At 59.9% G+C, this 16602-nt stretch carries 13 protein-coding genes; 4 read left to right on the forward strand and 9 right to left on the reverse strand.

Features of this window, described 5'->3' with window-relative positions; genetic code table 11:
* Window positions 1–64: 64 nt before the first annotated feature.
* The 4 genes from PMI32_RS16850 to PMI32_RS16835 form a co-directional block, all read right to left on the reverse strand.
* Window positions 65–301 (reverse strand): DUF1653 domain-containing protein, encoded by a 237-nt coding sequence (locus tag PMI32_RS16850; RefSeq protein WP_008028485.1) that lies wholly within the window; start codon window positions 299–301, stop codon window positions 65–67.
* Between the two features lie 98 nt (window positions 302–399).
* The gene (fadA, locus tag PMI32_RS16845; protein WP_008028488.1) at window positions 400–1575 is read right to left on the reverse strand and encodes an acetyl-CoA C-acyltransferase FadA; all 1176 of its coding nucleotides are present in this window, start codon (window positions 1573–1575) and stop codon (window positions 400–402) included.
* A 32-nt stretch (window positions 1576–1607) separates the two neighbouring features.
* Window positions 1608–3755 (reverse strand): fatty acid oxidation complex subunit alpha FadB, encoded by a 2148-nt coding sequence (fadB, locus tag PMI32_RS16840; protein ID WP_008028491.1) that lies wholly within the window; start codon window positions 3753–3755, stop codon window positions 1608–1610.
* Window positions 3756–4379: 624 nt separating this feature from the next.
* Window positions 4380–4817, reverse strand: coding sequence for a hypothetical protein (locus tag PMI32_RS16835; RefSeq protein ID WP_008028493.1), 438 nt, complete (start codon window positions 4815–4817; stop codon window positions 4380–4382).
* A gap of 104 nt (window positions 4818–4921) precedes the next feature.
* On the opposite strand from PMI32_RS16835, the gene PMI32_RS16830 reads away from it, so the two are divergent.
* Complete coding sequence (locus PMI32_RS16830; protein WP_008028495.1) at window positions 4922–5362, forward strand: universal stress protein; 441 nt, start codon at window positions 4922–4924, stop codon at window positions 5360–5362.
* Between the two features lie 166 nt (window positions 5363–5528).
* Here the strand turns inward: PMI32_RS16830 and PMI32_RS16825 are convergent, their stop codons facing one another.
* Window positions 5529–7448 (reverse strand): ATP-binding cassette domain-containing protein, encoded by a 1920-nt coding sequence (locus tag PMI32_RS16825; RefSeq protein WP_008028498.1) that lies wholly within the window; start codon window positions 7446–7448, stop codon window positions 5529–5531.
* A gap of 213 nt (window positions 7449–7661) precedes the next feature.
* On the opposite strand from PMI32_RS16825, the gene PMI32_RS16820 reads away from it, so the two are divergent.
* Window positions 7662–9590 carry a transglycosylase SLT domain-containing protein gene (locus PMI32_RS16820; protein ID WP_008028500.1) on the forward strand — a complete coding sequence of 643 codons (1929 nt, stop codon included), beginning with the start codon at window positions 7662–7664 and terminating at the stop codon, window positions 9588–9590.
* Between the two features lie 169 nt (window positions 9591–9759).
* On the opposite strand, the gene PMI32_RS16815 is transcribed toward PMI32_RS16820, so the two are convergent.
* Entirely contained in the window at window positions 9760–11565 is a 1806-nt protein-coding gene (locus PMI32_RS16815; RefSeq protein WP_443216510.1) for an ABC transporter transmembrane domain-containing protein, read from the reverse strand.
* 247 nt (window positions 11566–11812) lie between these two features.
* Here PMI32_RS16815 and PMI32_RS16810 point away from each other — a divergent pair, with 247 nt between their 5' ends.
* Window positions 11813–11992, forward strand: coding sequence for a PA1571 family protein (locus PMI32_RS16810; protein ID WP_008028504.1), 180 nt, complete (start codon window positions 11813–11815; stop codon window positions 11990–11992).
* A 176-nt stretch (window positions 11993–12168) separates the two neighbouring features.
* Here the strand turns inward: PMI32_RS16810 and pdxB are convergent, their stop codons facing one another.
* Window positions 12169–13311, reverse strand: coding sequence for a 4-phosphoerythronate dehydrogenase PdxB (pdxB, locus tag PMI32_RS16805; protein WP_008028506.1), 1143 nt, complete (start codon window positions 13309–13311; stop codon window positions 12169–12171).
* A 274-nt stretch (window positions 13312–13585) separates the two neighbouring features.
* Between pdxB and PMI32_RS16800 the strand changes: the two genes are divergently transcribed.
* Window positions 13586–14995: an MATE family efflux transporter gene (locus PMI32_RS16800; RefSeq protein ID WP_008028508.1), complete on the forward strand. Its 1410-nt coding sequence runs from the start codon at window positions 13586–13588 to the stop codon at window positions 14993–14995.
* Between the two features lie 116 nt (window positions 14996–15111).
* Here PMI32_RS16800 and tusA read toward each other — a convergent pair whose 3' ends face one another.
* Together tusA and rlmM are read right to left on the reverse strand one after the other, a co-directional pair.
* Window positions 15112–15363 (reverse strand): sulfurtransferase TusA, encoded by a 252-nt coding sequence (gene tusA, locus PMI32_RS16795; protein ID WP_008028510.1) that lies wholly within the window; start codon window positions 15361–15363, stop codon window positions 15112–15114.
* Between the two features lie 162 nt (window positions 15364–15525).
* Window positions 15526–16599 (reverse strand): 23S rRNA (cytidine(2498)-2'-O)-methyltransferase RlmM, encoded by a 1074-nt coding sequence (rlmM, locus tag PMI32_RS16790; protein WP_008028511.1) that lies wholly within the window; start codon window positions 16597–16599, stop codon window positions 15526–15528.
* Between the last annotated feature and the right edge of the window lie 3 nt (window positions 16600–16602).

The raw sequence follows: 16602 nt of genomic DNA on the forward strand, positions 1-16602 counted from the left end.
GCGGCACCGCTATATATAGTGGCTACAAGGTGAGGTCAAGCGCAGGGTTCTGCGCGCTCTCAGCTTATGGCTTGGTAAAAAGGCTCGGTTCGGCTTGCACCAAAGCAAAGCGTGGCACCTGTTCACCGTCAACCTCGACCGACTCCAGGAACATGCTCAAGGGGCGCACCCAAAAGCCGTAATCGCCATACAGGGCTTGGTAAAAGACCACTTCTTCTTCCGTTTCCGAATGCCGCGCAATACTGAATACGCGGTACTGCGGACCTTTGTAATGTTGGTAGAGCCCAGGTTGTATCGGCATGGTTTGGCCCTCACTCAAATTTTTTCAAAATAAAAACAAAATAAATCCGGAAAAACAAAAACCGGGGCACTTGGCCCCGGCTTCCGTCAACGGAACGCTTAAACGCGTTCGAAGACGGTGGAGATGCCTTGGCCGAGACCAATGCACATGGTGGCTACCCCGAAGGTACCGCCATTTTGCTTCATCACGTTCAGCAAAGTGCCGGAGATACGCGCACCGGAGCAACCGAACGGGTGACCCAGGGCGATCGCGCCGCCGTGCAGGTTAACCTTCTCGTTCATCTTGTCGAGCACTTTCAGATCTTTCAGCACTGGCAGGGCCTGTGCGGCGAAAGCTTCGTTGAGCTCGAAGAAGTCGATATCGTTGATGCCAAGGCCCGCGCGCTTCAGTGCTTTTTGTGTTGCCGGTACTGGACCATAGCCCATGATTGCCGGATCCACACCTGCCACTGCCATCGAACGAATCACCGCCAGAGGCTGGATACCCAGGTCCTGTGCACGCTGCGCCGACATCACGATCATGCACGAAGCACCATCGGTGATTTGCGACGAAGTACCGGCAGTCACGGTGCCACCCTTCGGGTTAAACGCTGGCTTCAACGCCGCCAGGCTTTCCAGGGTAGTTTCCGGACGAATGGTTTCGTCGTAGTCGAACAGTTTCAGGAAACCGTTCTCGTCGTAGCCCTGCATCGGGATGATTTCGTCTTTGAACTTGCCTTCCACAGTCGCCTTGTGAGCGAGCTGGTGGGAGCGCACGCCAAAAGCGTCCTGCTGTTCGCGAGTGATGCCGTGCATTTTGCCCAGCATTTCAGCGGTCAGGCCCATCATGCCCGAGGCTTTCGCCGCGTACAGCGACATGTGCGGGTTCGGATCGACACCGTGCATCATGCTCACGTGACCCATATGCTCGACGCCGCCGACGACGAATACGTCACCGTTGCCGGTCATGATCGCTTGCGCAGCAGTGTGCAGAGCGCTCATCGACGAGCCGCACAGGCGGCTGACGGTCTGGCCGGCAGCAGTGTGCGGGATCTGAGTCATCAGCGACGCCATGCGAGCGATGTTCCAGCCCTGCTCCAGGGTCTGGTTCACACAGCCCCAGATCACGTCTTCGACTTCGTTCGGGTCGACCTTGACGTTGCGTTCCAGCAATTTGCTGATCAGGTGTGCCGACATATCTTCAGCACGGGTGTTGCGGTGCATGCCGCCCTTGGAGCGGCCCATCGGAGTACGACCGAAGTCGACAATCACGACGTCTCTTGGATTCAAGCTCATAAAATTTCACTCTCGCTCAAAAGTTGGGACGCTTAACCGAAGAACCGTTGGCCGGTTTTGGCCATTTCACGCAGTTTTGCGGTCGGGTGGTACAGCGCGCCCAAATCAGCGTACTGGTCAGCCAGGGCAACGAACTCGGCAACACCGATCGAATCGATGTAGCGCAGCGCACCGCCACGGAATGGAGGGAAACCAATACCGTAGACCAGACCCATGTCGGCTTCGGCAGCGGTTTCGACGATGCCGTCTTCCAGGCAACGCACGGTTTCCAGGCACAGCGGGATCATCATCCAGTTGATGATGTCTTCGTCAGTCACTTCGCGCTGTTCAAAGACGATTGGCTTGAGCACTTCCAGTACCGACGGATCGGCGACTTTCTTCTGCTTGCCCTTCTTGTCGGTCTCGTAGGCGTAGAAGCCTTTGCCATTCTTCTGGCCCAGGCGCTTGGCTTCGTAGAGCACGTCGACAGCCGAACGGCGGTCGTCTTTCATGCGATCCGGGAAGCCTTCAGCCATAACGTCGCGACCGTGGTGGCCGGTGTCGATGCCGACCACGTCCATCAGGTACGCCGGGCCCATCGGCCAGCCGAATTTTTCCATGACTTTGTCGATACGGACGAAGTCCACACCGGCGCTGACCAGCTTGGCGAAGCCGCCGAAGTACGGGAACAGGACGCGGTTGACCAGGAAGCCCGGGCAGTCGTTGACGACGATCGGGTTCTTGCCCATTTTCTTGGCGTAGGCAACGGTAGTGGCAACGGCCAGCTCGCTGGACTTCTCGCCACGAATCACTTCAACCAGCGGCATCATGTGCACCGGGTTGAAGAAGTGCATGCCGACGAAGTTTTCCGGGCGCTTGAGGGCTTTGGCCAGCAAGGTGATGGAAATGGTCGAGGTGTTGGACGCGAGGATGGTGTCCTCTTTGACCTTGTCTTCCACTTCAGCCAGCACAGCCTGCTTGACCTTAGGGTTCTCGACGACCGCTTCAACCACCAGGTCAACGTGACCGAAGTCGCCGTAGGACAGGGTCGGACGAATGCCGTTGAGCACTTCGGCCATTTTCGCCGCGGTCATGCGACCTTTATCAACGCGACCGACCAGCAGCTTGGCGGCTTCAGCCAGGCCTTGCTCGATGCCGTGTTCGTTGATGTCTTTCATCAGGATCGGCGTGCCTTTGGAGGCCGACTGATAAGCGATACCGCCACCCATGATGCCGGCGCCCAATACGGCAGCCTGCTTCACGTCTTTGGCGATTTCGTCGTAGGCCTTGGCCTTTTTCTTCAGTTCCTGGTCGTTCAGGAACAGACCGATCAAGCTCTGCGCGGCAGAGGTCTTGGCCAGTTTGACGAAACCGGCGGCTTCGACTTCCAGCGCTTTGTCGCGACCGAAGTTCGCGGCTTTCTGGATGGTCTTGATCGCTTCGACCGGTGCCGGGTAGTTCGGGCCAGCCTGGCCTGCCACGAAACCTTTGGCGGTTTCGAAAGCCATCATTTGTTCGATGGCGTTCAGTTTCAGCTTTTCCAGCTTCGGCTGACGCTTGGCTTTGTAGTCGAACTCGCCGGAAATGGCGCGTTTGATCAGTTCCAGAGCGGCTTCCTGCAGTTTCCCAGGCTCAACCACTGCATCGACGGCGCCGACTTTCAGCGCGTCTTCAGCACGGTTTTCCTTACCGGCGGCAATCCACTCGATGGCGTTGTCGGCACCGATCAGGCGCGGCAGGCGTACAGTGCCGCCAAAGCCCGGGTAGATGCCCAGCTTGACTTCCGGCAGACCGATCTTGGCCGTGACGGACATGACGCGGTAGTCCGCCGCCAGGCACATTTCCAGACCGCCACCCAGGGCGATGCCGTTGATCGCGGCGACAGTCGGGACGTTGAGGTCTTCGAAATCGCTGAAAATCTTGTTGGCTTCGAGGTTGCCAGCGACAAGCTCTGCATCCGGCAGCTTGAAGTTCTCGACAAATTCGGTGATGTCGGCGCCGACGATGAACACGTCCTTGCCGCTGCTGACGATCACACCCTTGATCGAAGCATCTGCCTTGATGGTGTCTACGGACTGACGCAGTTCGTTCAGGGTTAGACGGTTGAACTTGTTGACGGACTCACCCTTGAGGTCGAATTTCAATTCGACGATGCCACTTTCAAGAGCCTTAACCGTGATGGCTTTACCTTCGTAAATCATCAACTGATCTCCACGATATGGAAGCTGAACAGTACACGTCGGAAGCAGGCGAATGGCTTGGCAGTGACGTTTATCGTCGATGCTACGCCAATCCACCCGGCACACCCGCCAACGCGATAGTCGGGATTCTGTAGGAGCGATCTGAAATACAAACGCTCAATTCATACGCCCGTTTGATTTGGGTACGTCACCTTCACGGAATTTCCGACAATTGTCAATCGCCCAAAACACGGGTTGAAACGCGACTTTCCGGTCATTTCCGTAACACGAAGACCTGCAACACCCGGCTGCATGTGAGGCCATTCATAGAATCAATAGTTAGAAAAGTCGCCCTAATTCACGGCAGCCTTTGTTTAACGGGCTACGCTGGGCGGGAGGTTGAGGAAAAAATATGAACGCGTCGGCGAATGCCCGGCGTAAGATCAGCGCACAGTGAATTACCGGCCTGCCTGGCCAACTCCAGCCCGATGTTGAATGTCGGGCTTTTTATTGCCTGCAGAAAGGCGAATACCTCCGTAGGAGCGAGCCTGCTCGCGATGGTCGTCAACGATAACGCTGGGTGCCTGACACCCAGCGGGGTTCTCCGGTTCATCGCGAGCAGGCTCGCTCCTACAGGGGTCCGGGTCAGGCGAGGGCTTTGAGGGTTGCATCGATTTGTTGCAAAACTGTCGCTTCGCCCTTCTCGCCCCAGTACAACGTGATCATCTGCTTGTCCGCTTCGACCTTGTAGACGTTGGCCGGCAACTTTTCGAAATGAATCAGCAACGCCGGATCCTCGCAGACCTCCTGCCATTGATTCACCCAAACGCCCGGCGACTTTTGCCAGTAACTCCAGCACGCCGGTTGATTGCCGCGACGCGGTCGATGGTACTGCGCGCAAGGGCTTGGCGGTTCCTGGCTCAGCCAATGCGGCCACTCCTGAGGCGCCAGTTGCATGGCCAGCCCGATGCGTCGCGCCTCCATGCGCAGGGCCATGCGCCCGCTCTGCCCACGGGACGGACGCAACCACGCCAGCGGACTGAGAACCACCAACAGGATTGACACCACTATCCAGACCGTCATATCTGTACTCCCGATTCTTGATGAGCGCTTTGAGTCACTTTGAAAACACTGCGCTTGAAACCAGCCATACTTACCAATATTGCAATCCTCAGGAGGAGCACCTCATGCCCTACAACCACATTCTGGTCGCTGTAGACCTGACCGAAGAGTGCGACCCTGTCATCCACCGAGCTCGCGAACTGTCGGTGAGCAATGGCGCGAAACTGTCCCTGGTGCACATTGTCGAGCCGATGGCCATGGCCTTTGGCGGCGACGTGCCGATGGACCTTTCCCAGTTGCAGCAGCAACAGTTCGATCAGGCCAAGGAACGTCTTGACCGGCTGATCGTGAAGTACCCGGAACTGTCCAAAGAGTACAGCCACCTGACCTACGGCCAGCCACGCCAGGAGATTCATCACCTGGCCAAAGAGCAGACCTGCGACCTGATCGTGGTGGGCAGCCATGGCCGGCATGGCCTGGCATTGCTGCTGGGCTCCACCGCCAATGACGTACTGCACGGCGCACCTTGCGACGTACTTGCCGTGCGCCTGCAAAACAAAAGCTGATAACCGATCCTTGTAGGAGCCGGCTTGCTGGCGATCACGGTGCATCAGTCGACATCAATGCCAGCTGACAAACCGCGATCGCCAGCAAGCCGGCTCCTACAAGGGATCGCATACGAAAAGCCCGGCGTTCATCACTGAGCGCCGGGCTTTTTTATTGCAGGATCAATCAGGCATCCAGCTCGGCCCAACGCTCGACCATCACGTCGAGCTCAGCCTGCAACTGCTCCAACTGAGCGATCACCGCGGCCGTCTCGGCAGCAGGTCGCTGATAGAAGCCAGCATCGGCCATCTGGGCCTCAACGACGGCGATCTGCTGCTCCATGGCTTCGATCTGGCTCGGCAACATTTCCAGCTCACGCTGCAACTTGTAGCTGAGTTTCTTCTTCGCCACCGGCGCTTCGACCGCCGCCGCAACCGGTGCAGGCTCAGCCGTTACGACCGCCGACGTCAGGTCAGCCTTGCCGGACTTGCTCTCGGTCACGCCCAACAGGCGCGGCGAACCGCCCTGACGCAGCCAGTCCTGATAACCACCGACGTATTCGCGAACCTTGCCTTCACCTTCGAAGACCAGTGTGCTGGTGACCACGTTGTCGAGGAATGCCCGGTCGTGGCTGACCATCAGCACGGTGCCGTTGAAGGTCAGCAGGACCTCTTCCAGCAGTTCGAGTGTTTCCACATCGAGGTCGTTGGTCGGTTCGTCGAGGACCAGCAGGTTGGCCGGTTTGCTGAACAGTTTCGCCAGCAACAGACGCGCACGCTCACCACCTGACAGCGCCTTGACCGGCGTGCGGGCACGCTGCGGGCTGAACAGGAAGTCGCCGAGGTAACTCAGCACGTGACGGCTCTGACCATCGATGTCGATGAAATCGCGACCTTCGGCCACGTTGTCGATCACGGTCTTTTCCAGGTCCAGTTGGTGGCGCAACTGGTCGAAGTACGCCACGTCGATGCGCGTGCCCTCTTCCACTTTACCGCTGGTCGGTTGCAGACCGCTGAGCATCAGCTTCAGCAGCGTGGTCTTGCCGGTACCGTTGGCGCCAAGCAGACCGATACGGTCGCCGCGCGTCAGGACCATCGAGAAATCCTTGATCAGGAACGGACCGCCCGGGTGAGCGAAACTCACGTTCTCAAGGACCATCACCTGCTTGCCGGACTTGTCAGCGGTATCCAGCTGAATGTTGGCCTTGCCGGTGCGCTCACGACGCTCGCTACGTTCAACGCGCAATGCTTTCAGTGCACGGACGCGGCCTTCGTTACGGGTGCGACGGGCCTTGATGCCCTGGCGGATCCAGACTTCTTCCTGGGCCAGTTTCTTGTCGAACAGCGCGTTGGCGGTGGCCTCGGCGGCCAGTTCGGCTTCTTTGTGCACGAGGAAACTGGCGTAGTCGCCATTCCAGTCGATCAGGCCACCGCGATCCAGTTCAAGAATGCGGGTCGCGAGGTTTTGCAGGAAGGAACGGTCGTGCGTGATGAACAGCACGGCGCCCTGGAAATCCTTCAGCGCTTCTTCGAGCCAGGCAATCGCACCGATGTCCAGGTGGTTGGTTGGTTCGTCGAGCAGCAGCAGATCGGGCTCGGACACCAGCGCCTGCGCCAGCAGGACGCGACGACGCCAGCCGCCGGACAATTCGGCGAGGGTCTTGTCGGCCGGCAGTTGCAGGCGGCTGAGGGTGCTGTCGACCAGGGTTTGCAAACGCCAGCCATCGCGGGCTTCGAGGTCGTGCTGGACGTGCATCAGCTTGTCCAGGTCGGCGTCGGTGACGATGTTCTGGCTCAGGTGGTGATACTCGGCAAGCAGCGCACCGACACCGTCCAGGCCTTCAGCCACTACGTCGAACACGGTCCGCTCGTCGGCTACCGGCAATTCTTGCGGCAATTCGCCAATCTTGAGGCCGGGTGCGCGCCACACGGAGCCGTCGTCAGGCTTCTGGTCGCCCTTGACGAGCTTCATCATGCTGGACTTGCCAGTGCCGTTGCGGCCGATGATGCACACCCGCTCACCACGGGCGATCTGCCAGGACACCTTGTCCAACAACGGCATAGCGCCGAAAGCAAGGGACACATCGCTGAATTTGAGCAGGGTCATGAGCTTCTCCAAAAACCGGGCGCGCATTCTACCTGACTTGAGGCTTCAGAAGGCCGGCAATTTCACCTTCGGGGCACTCTGCATGACAAATGTTGCGAACTGATGCTGACAGGCCCGCAAAGCTTTCGCCGGTTGCTGGCAAAAGGCTAAGCTACAGATTATTCAGTGCGGGCATGCCTCGCACTTGTCATGATTTCTCTGCCCGGACGTCTCATGCGCAGTCGCCTTTTCAGTCTTTTATCCTGCTTTCTTCTCTCTGCCGCTGCCGTTCAAACTGCCCAGGCGGTGGACCTGTCCACTCAACGCCAGTATTACGATGAAGCCAAGCGCGCCCTGGCCAAGGGTGATACCGGCCCGTACTTCCGTTATAGCAAGGCGCTCAGCGACTACCCGCTGGAGCCGTACCTGGCCTATGACGAACTGACCGCACGCCTGAAAACGGCGAGCAACGCCGAGATCGAAAAATTCCTCGCCGAACACGGTGACTTGCCGCAAGCCAACTGGATGAAACTGCGCTGGTTGCGCTGGCTGGCCGATCGCGGCGACTGGGCGACCTTCGTCAAATACTACGATCCCAAGCTGAATTTCACCGAGCTGGACTGCCTGAACGCGCAGTACCAGATCGGGCACAACTTGAAATCCGAAGGCTACGCCAACGCCAACAAGCTCTGGCTGACCGGTAAATCCCTGCCTTCGGCGTGTGACGGCCTGTTCGGAGTCTGGGCTGCCGAAGGCCAACTGACCGAACAGAAACGTTGGGAACGCACCAAGCTTGCCGCCCAGGCGCGCAACTATCCGCTGGCCAACAGCCTGGTCAACGGCCTGACCACCCTCGCCCCTCGCGGCCGTTTGCTGGTGGACGTGGCGCAGAAACCCGAACTGCTCATCCAGCCGTCGCGTTTCACACCGGCCGACGAGCCGATGTCCGACATTGTCAGCCTCGGCCTGCGCCGCCTGGCCAAGCAAGACCCGGACAAGGCCATGGCGTTGCTCGACGGTTACGCCAGCAGCATGCATTTCTCCCGTGACGAAAAAGTCGCGATCGCCCGGGAAATCGGCCTGACCCTCGCTCGCCGTTTCGACAGTCGCGCGCTGGACGTGATGACCAAGTACGACCCGGAATTGCGTGACAACACCGTGTCCGAGTGGCGCTTGCGCCTGCTGCTGCGCCTGGCCCGCTGGGACGATGCCTATCAGTTGACCCGCCGTTTGCCCCAGGACCTGGCGACCACCAACCGCTGGCGTTACTGGCAGGCCCGTAGCCTGGAACTGGCGCAACCGCAGAACCCGGAGGCGCAGACACTTTATAAAGGCCTCGCTCGTGAACGTGACTTCTACGGTTTCCTCGCTGCCGACCGTTCGCAGCTGCCTTACTCGCTGAACAACAAGCCGCTGGTATTGAGCCAGGCGCTGATCAACAAGGTTCGCAACACGCCGGGCGTGCGTCGCGCCCTGGAATTCCATGCGCGCGGGCAGATCGTCGATGGGCGTCGCGAGTGGTATCACGTCAGCCGTCACTTCAACCGTGACGAAATGGTCGCCCAGGCCAAACTGGCCTACGACCTGAAATGGTATTTCCCGGCGATCCGCACCATCAGTCAGGCGCAGTATTGGGACGATCTGGACATCCGCTTCCCGATGGCCCACCGCGAAACCCTCGTGCGTGAAGCCAAAGTTCGCGGCCTGCATTCGAGCTGGGTATTCGCCATTACCCGCCAGGAAAGCGCGTTCATGGCCGACGCCCGCTCAGGCGTCGGCGCCAGCGGCCTGATGCAACTGATGCCGGGCACTGCCAAGGAAACCGCACGCAAGTTCAGCATCCCATTGGCCTCGCCACAGCAGGTGTTCGATCCGGACAAGAACATCCAGCTCGGCGCCGCGTACCTCAGCCAGGTGCACAGCCAGTTCAACGGCAACCGCGTCCTCGCCTCCGCCGCCTACAACGCCGGCCCGGGGCGTGTGCGTCAGTGGCTGCGCGGTGCGGACCACCTGAGCTTCGACGTCTGGGTGGAAAGCATTCCGTTCGACGAAACCCGCCAGTACGTGCAAAACGTGCTGTCGTACTCGGTGATCTACGGCCAGAAGCTCAACTCGCCACAGCCGTTGGTGGATTGGCATGAGCGCTATTTTGATGATCAATAAGCCTGTCTGAGGCCTAAACGAAAATGCCCGCATTGAGAAATGCGGGCATTTTTTTTGGCCACCCCACGATCCACTGTAGGAGCCAGCTTGCTGGCGATGGACTCCAGAGCGCTGCGGTGAACCAGTCCTTACGCGTAATCGTTAACGACCATCGCCAGCAAGCTGGCTCCTACAGGTTCGGTGTGACCTCTCCGAACGGGGTCGAGACATCGTGCCCATCACTGAACTGCAACGCAGCCAACCGCGCATACAGCGCATTGCTCGCAATCAGCTCCTGATGCGTGCCCACCGCCACCAGTTTCCCCTGATCCATCACTGCAATCCGGTCGGCGTTTTTAACCGTAGCCAGGCGATGGGCGATGACCAGGGTGGTGCGATTTTTCATCAGGCTGGGCAGGGCTTGCTGGATCAGGTGTTCGCTCTGGGCGTCGAGGGCGCTGGTGGCTTCGTCGAGCAGCAGGATGGGCGCATCCACCAGCAGCGCTCGGGCGATGGCCAGGCGTTGGCGTTGGCCGCCGGACAAACCGAGGCCTGCGTCGCCCAAATGAGTCTGATAACCGTGGGGCATCGCCTCGATAAAGTCATGGGCGTAGGCGATTTTCGCCGCTTCCTGAACCTGTTCCAGCGTCGCTGTCGGGTTTCCGTAGCGGATATTCTCTTCAATGCTGCCGAAGAACAGCGCCGGGCTTTGTGAAACCAGGGCGAAGCAACGGCGCAAGTCCAATGGATCGAGTTGGGTCAGTGGCACACCGTCGAGCAGGATGCGCCCTTCGGCGGGATCGTAAAAACGTAGCAGCAGGTCGTACACCGTCGATTTTCCAGCACCGGACGGCCCGACCAGCGCGAGGGTTTCGCCCGCCTTGATGGTCAGATTCAAGCCATCGACGGCGTAGCTTTCCGGGCGCGACGGGTAGGAAAAGCGCACGTCCTGCAGAACGAGATTGCCCGTCACCCGCTCGGGCAACGTCACCAGGCCAGTCGCCGGTGGCTGGATGATGTTTTCCGAGCGCAGCAGTTCGGCAATCCGCTCAGCGGCCCCGGCGGCGCGCTGCAACTCACCAATGACCTCACTCAACGTGCCGAACGCACTGCCGACAATCAGGCTGTAGAAGACGAACGCCGCCAGTTCCCCCGCTGAAATCCGCCCGGCCATCACGTCCATGCCGCCCACCCAGAGCATCACGCCGACCGCCCCCAACACCAGCACGATCACCAGGGTAATCAGCCAGGCCCGCTGGAAAATCCGTTTACGTGCCGTGTTGAACGCCTCTTCCACGGTCACGGCAAAACGTTGTTCGTCCTGGGTCTGGTGGTTGTAGGCCTGCACGGTTTTGATCTGGCCCAGGGTTTCGGAAACATAACTGCCGATATCGGCAATCCGGTCCTGACTCAGGCGCGACAGGCTGCGCACCCGGCGACCGAAAATCAGGATCGGCGCAATCACCAGCGGCAAAGCCACAACGACGATGCTGGTGAGTTTCGGGTTGGTGATAAACAGCAACACAATCCCGCCGATCACCATCAGCAGATTGCGCAGGAACAGGGACAGCGATGAGCCGATCACTGATTGCAGCAGCGTGGTATCGGCGGTCAACCGCGACTGGATTTCGGAACTGCGGTTGTCTTCGTAAAACCCGGGATGCAGATAAACCAGATGATTGAACACCTGACGGCGGATGTCGGCGACCACGCGCTCACCGATCCACGACACCAGGTAGAAACGCGCGAAGGTGCCAATCGCCAGGCCTATCACCAGCAACATGAACAAACCAATCGTCTGGTTGAGCAGGTGCGGGGACTGGGTCATGAACCCTTGATCCACCAGCAGGCGAATCCCCTGCCCCATGGACAAGGTGATGCCGGCCGTGACGACCAGCGCGAGCAAGGCGCCGAAGGCCTGCCAACGATAGGGCGCGAGAAAAAGGCTGGTCAGGCGAATCGCGCGGCGGTGACGGGCAGAGAGCATCGGGTTCATCCAGTTACACAATTGATAGGGCCAGCCTGACGGTTCAATGGGGTTGAACGCTGTAAATCACAATGAGTCAGGTTAATTATGACCGCGATGACTAGGTCCTAGACGCTATTGGTCTAAAGTCCGGGTGGCAACGTCTGGGTATTTCTGGTGGACTGGTGTTGCCGCTCTGGAAAGATCGCAGGGAGTTGTCATAGCCCGGTCACCTGACGGTTCTACAGTAAGCACACACCTGAAGAGGAGACAGGCCATGTCCTTGCAAAATAGCAGCGATGACAAGATTCAAGTGATCCGCACACAGCCAGATCAGTCTCTGGGTTGCTCAATCATTGACGAAAAAGGCCGCGAAGTACCGATCACTGAAAAAATGATCCAGGGCGCTTGCCGCGAACTGGAAAAGCGATTGGTCAAGCCTGCCAAACAAGATTGATATAGCCCCGTCTTCTTGACCCGGCCCTGATGGCCGGGTTTTTTGTGGGTGTTGATCCGGAATTTTGGTGTGACCATTCGCGGGCAAGCCTCGCTCCTACAGGGTCCGCGTAATGTCGAAAATGGCGTCGATCCTGTAGGAGCGAGGCTTGCCCGCGAAGGCGGCCGACTCGATTTCTAGACGGCTGTTGCCCCCAACGCCGCCACGATCTTGCGCAACTCAGGCGAATCCCCCTCAATCCGCACCTGCAACCCGTCAATCTCGCGCCGCGATGGATAATTCTTGCGCAGCGCATCAAACGCCGCACGCTGCTCACTCACACTGCTCACAAGACTGCGGCGGAAATCCGCGTCGTCGCGGCGCGGGTCGTACACGCCACGGCACAACATCGCCAGCGCCCAGGCAGGATCGCTCTCACCGTTCAAGGTCACCTGCGACAACCACGGTGCCGGCAGCAAATCGCTCAAGCGGACCTGCGCCGGTTGCCCGAGAAAATCGCAGTACGCCTGGTAGATCTGCGCCGTCCCGCGTTGCTTGCCGTCGAGGCTGTAACCGGCAATGTGCGGCGTGGCCAGCACGCAGAGTTCGGCCAGTGCCACATCGACCTCAGGCTCGCCCTCCCAGACATCCAGCACCGCTTGCAGGTCTTCGCGCTGCAGCAGCACCTCGCACAGGGCGGCGTTGTCCACCACCGGACCACGGCTGGCATTGATCAGCCAGGCACCGGGCTTGAGCTGGTTCAAACGGTTTTGGTCGAACAAATGCCAGGTCGAACCGGCCCCGTGTTTTTTCAACGGTGTGTGCAGGCTGATGACATCGCACTGCTCGATGATCTGCTCAAGGCTGACGAAATCGCCCCCTTCAGCAGCTTGCCGTGGCGGATCGCAGACCAGCACGTTCCAGCCCAGCCCTTGCAGAACCTTGACCAACCGCCCGCCCACTTCGCCGGCACCGACCACGCCGTACGTGCGCCGGGTGAGATCGGCGCCTTCGATTTCGGCGAGGGTCAGCAAACTGCCCAGCACGTAGTCGACCACGCCACGGGCATTGCAGCCGGGAGCGCTGGACCAGGTGATGCCGGCCTGCTGAAAGTAATCGAGGTCGAGGTGATCGGTGCCGATGGTGCAGGTGCCGACGAAGCGCACCTTGCTGCCTTCGAGCAACCCGCGATTGACGTTGGTCACCGAGCGCACCAGTAGCACATCGGCCTGCTCGACGGTGGCGCGGTCGATTGAACGTCCCGGCACCCGGCGGATTTCGCCGAAACCTTCGAAGAAGGCATCGAGCAGCGGAATATTTTCGTCGGCAACAATCAGCATGGCAGGCTCCTTTGGCGGATCGGCAGTGTAGGCGCAGATGACACTTCACGCCTAGCACACACCTCTAATGTAGGAGTGAGCCCGCTCGCGATGGGCGTCAACGATGACGAGGGTTGTCTGAATGAACGCGGCGTCCTCACGCCCATCGCGAGCAGGCTCGCTCCTACAGGTTTTTGTGTGATTACAAATGGGTAACACAGGACTTTTCCTGACCGTTGCGTCAACGCGTAGAATGCGCCGCCTCGCGCATCAAAACCTTTTGGACGTTTTGCCTTTGAATTCCGTGACTGACCGCCCCGCCGCCATTTCCCTCAATCGCCCCGCCCGGGTTCGCCTCGAGCTGAAGAACCTGCTCGGCCTGGCGTTGCCGATCATGATCGCGCAACTGGCCACCACGGCGATGGGCTTCGTCGATGCGGTGATGGCCGGTCGCGTCGGGCCACGGGATCTGGCGGCGGTGGCGCTGGGCAACTCGATCTGGGTCCCGGTGTTTCTGTTGATGACCGGTACGCTGCTGGCCACCACGCCGAAAGTCGCCCAGCGCTTTGGTGCCGGTACCCACAGCGAAATCGGCCCGATCGTGCGCCAGGCGTTGTGGCTGGCGTTGGTGGTGGGCTTGATGGCGACTGGCATGCTGTTCAGCGCCGAACCGATTTTGCACCTGATGAAGGTCGATCCCGAGCTGATCGGCCCGTGCATGCAATACCTGCACGGCATCGCCAGCGGGCTGCCCGCCGTCGCGCTCTACCATGTGTTGCGCTGTTTCAGTGACGGCCTGGGACGCACGCGCCCGGCGATGGTCCTGGGGTTGTGCGGGCTCGCGCTGAACATTCCGCTGAACTACGTCTTCATTTATGGCCACTTCGGTGTGCCGGCCATGGGCGGCGTCGGTTGTGGCTGGGCCACGGCGATTGTGATGTGGGTGATGGCGCTGGGCATGGCCGGCTGGGAACGCTGGGCGCCGGCGTATCAGTCGAGCCAGTTGTTCAGCCGTTTCGACTGGCCACAATGGGCGGTGATCAAACGCCTGCTTAGCATCGGCTTGCCGATCGGCATCGCGGTGTTTGCCGAATCGAGCATCTTCGCGGTGATTGCCCTGCTGATCGGCAGCCTCGGCGCCACGGTGGTGGCCGGGCATCAGATTGCCCTGAATGTCAGCTCGCTGGTGTTCATGATCCCTTACTCCCTGGGCATGGCCGTGACCGTGCGCGTCGGTCAGGCACTGGGGCGTGAAGAGCCGCGCGAGGCGCGTTTTGCCGCGGGTGTCGGCATGGGCACCGCGCTGGCCTACGCCTGCCTGTCGGCGAGCATGATGTTGCTGATGCGCGAGCACATCGCAGCGATCTACACCGCAGACCCGACGGTGATCCATATCGCGGCGATGCTGATTGTGTACTCGGCGCTGTTCCAGTTTTCCGACGCCATCCAGGTGACAGCGGCCGGCGCCCTGCGCGGTTTTCAGGACACTCGGGTGACGATGATCCTCACCCTGTTCGCCTACTGGGGCATCGGCTTGCCGGTGGGTTACGCCCTCGGTCTGACCGACTGGTTCGGCGAACCCCGTGGCCCGAGCGGGCTGTGGCAGGGTTTGATCGTCGGCCTGAGCTGCGCGGCGCTGATGCTGTCGATTCGCCTGACGCGCAGTGCACGCAAGCGGATCCGCATGAGCCATTCGATGGGTTGAACTGTAGGAGCGAGCTTGCTCGCGATGGAGCTGAGAGCGACGCGTTTATCCAGCAAACACGCGCTATCGTTTACGTCCATCGCGAGCGAGCTCGCTCCTACAAGGGTCAGCGTTGGTTAATCCGATTTCTTGCGAATCCAGTACAGGTAAGTGCCGGCATCTTCGTGCTGCGCGATCAGCTCGTGGTCGAGGAACACGCAGAACTTGGGAATGTCGCGACGGGTCGACGGGTCGGTGGCGATCACCTTGAGCAGGCCGCCGGGTGCCAGGTCACGGATGTGCTGGTGCAGCATCATCACCGGTTCCGGGCAGTTGAGGCCGGTGGCGTCGAGGGTGCCGTCTACCGGCGTATCAAGCATTTCACTCATGATTCACTCCTGAAACTGGCCGGCATTGTCGCGCATTGCCGGGTGTTCGGTCATCTGTGGCATGACGCCATCCCCTGTAGGAGCGAGGCTTGCCCGCGAAGCTTTTGGCGTCCTTAAGGGCCTCTTCGCGGGCAAGCCTCGCTCCTACAAGGGTTGTGTACATCAGCGGGACTTGGGTTTTTTCACGTCCAGGCGACGCAGGTGGCACGTCACTTCTTCGCGGTCGTGATACAGCTGCTTGCAGCCGATTTCGACGCGAATCCCGCGCTCCTTGAAACCGTCGGCAATGCGCTCCAGCAAGCGTTTCACCTCGGCGTAACGCTGCTTCATCGGCAGCTTGAGGTTGACCACCGCTTCGCGGCAATGCCCTTCGCCAATCCACTCTTCCAGCATCGCCGCGTTGCGTGCCGGTTTCTCGACGATGTCGCAGACCATCCAGTCCACCGGCTGCCGTGGCTTGAAGGTGAAACCGTCGGCCATCAAATGCTGCACCAGACCAGTATCCATCAGGCTTTCAGCCATCGGGCCATTGTCGATGGCAGTCACCAGCATGCCACGATTGACCAGTTGCCAGGTCCAGCCGCCCGGTGCCGCGCCGAGGTCGACGCCAGTCATGTCGCTGTGCAGACGCTCGTCCCACTGATCGCGCGGGATGAAATGGTGCCACGCCTCTTCCAGCTTCAACGTCGAACGGCTCGGCGCCTCGCGCGGAAACTTCAGGCGTGGAATGCCCATCGGCCACATCGCCGAGTTATTCGACTCGGCCAGGCCCATGAACACTTCGCGACCACTCTTGAACGTCAGCAGCAAACGCGGCTTGTTCGCGTCTTCCACCAGTTTGCCGGCCGCCATCAGCGCCTTGCGCAGGTGCACTTCGAATTTCTTGCAGAAGTTCGACAGCTCTTTGCCGTCGTTGGTGTCGACCATTTCCAGCCACAGGCTGCCGCACAGCGGGAAGTCGGCCATGTGCGCGAGAATCACGCTGATACGGTCGGTTTCCGGCAGGTCGATGAAAATCCCCCGCGCCCATTGGCGCGGGAAGATCAGATCGGCGAAGCGCTGACCGCGCATCAGGCGCTCGGCGCCGTCTTCTTCGGTGCAGATGAATTCGGCGCAGGCGCTGGCGGTTTTTGCCTTGGCATAACCGGCCACGTTCAGCCGTGCGGCGTGTTCGGAAATCTCGGAACAGACTTCGCCTTCGAAGCCCGGCCGGCAATGCATAAAGAGGGTGTTCATTCT

The sequence above is a fragment of the Pseudomonas sp. GM60 genome, assembly GCF_000282415.1.
GTDB classification, from domain to species: Bacteria; Pseudomonadota; Gammaproteobacteria; order Pseudomonadales; family Pseudomonadaceae; genus Aquipseudomonas; species Aquipseudomonas migulae.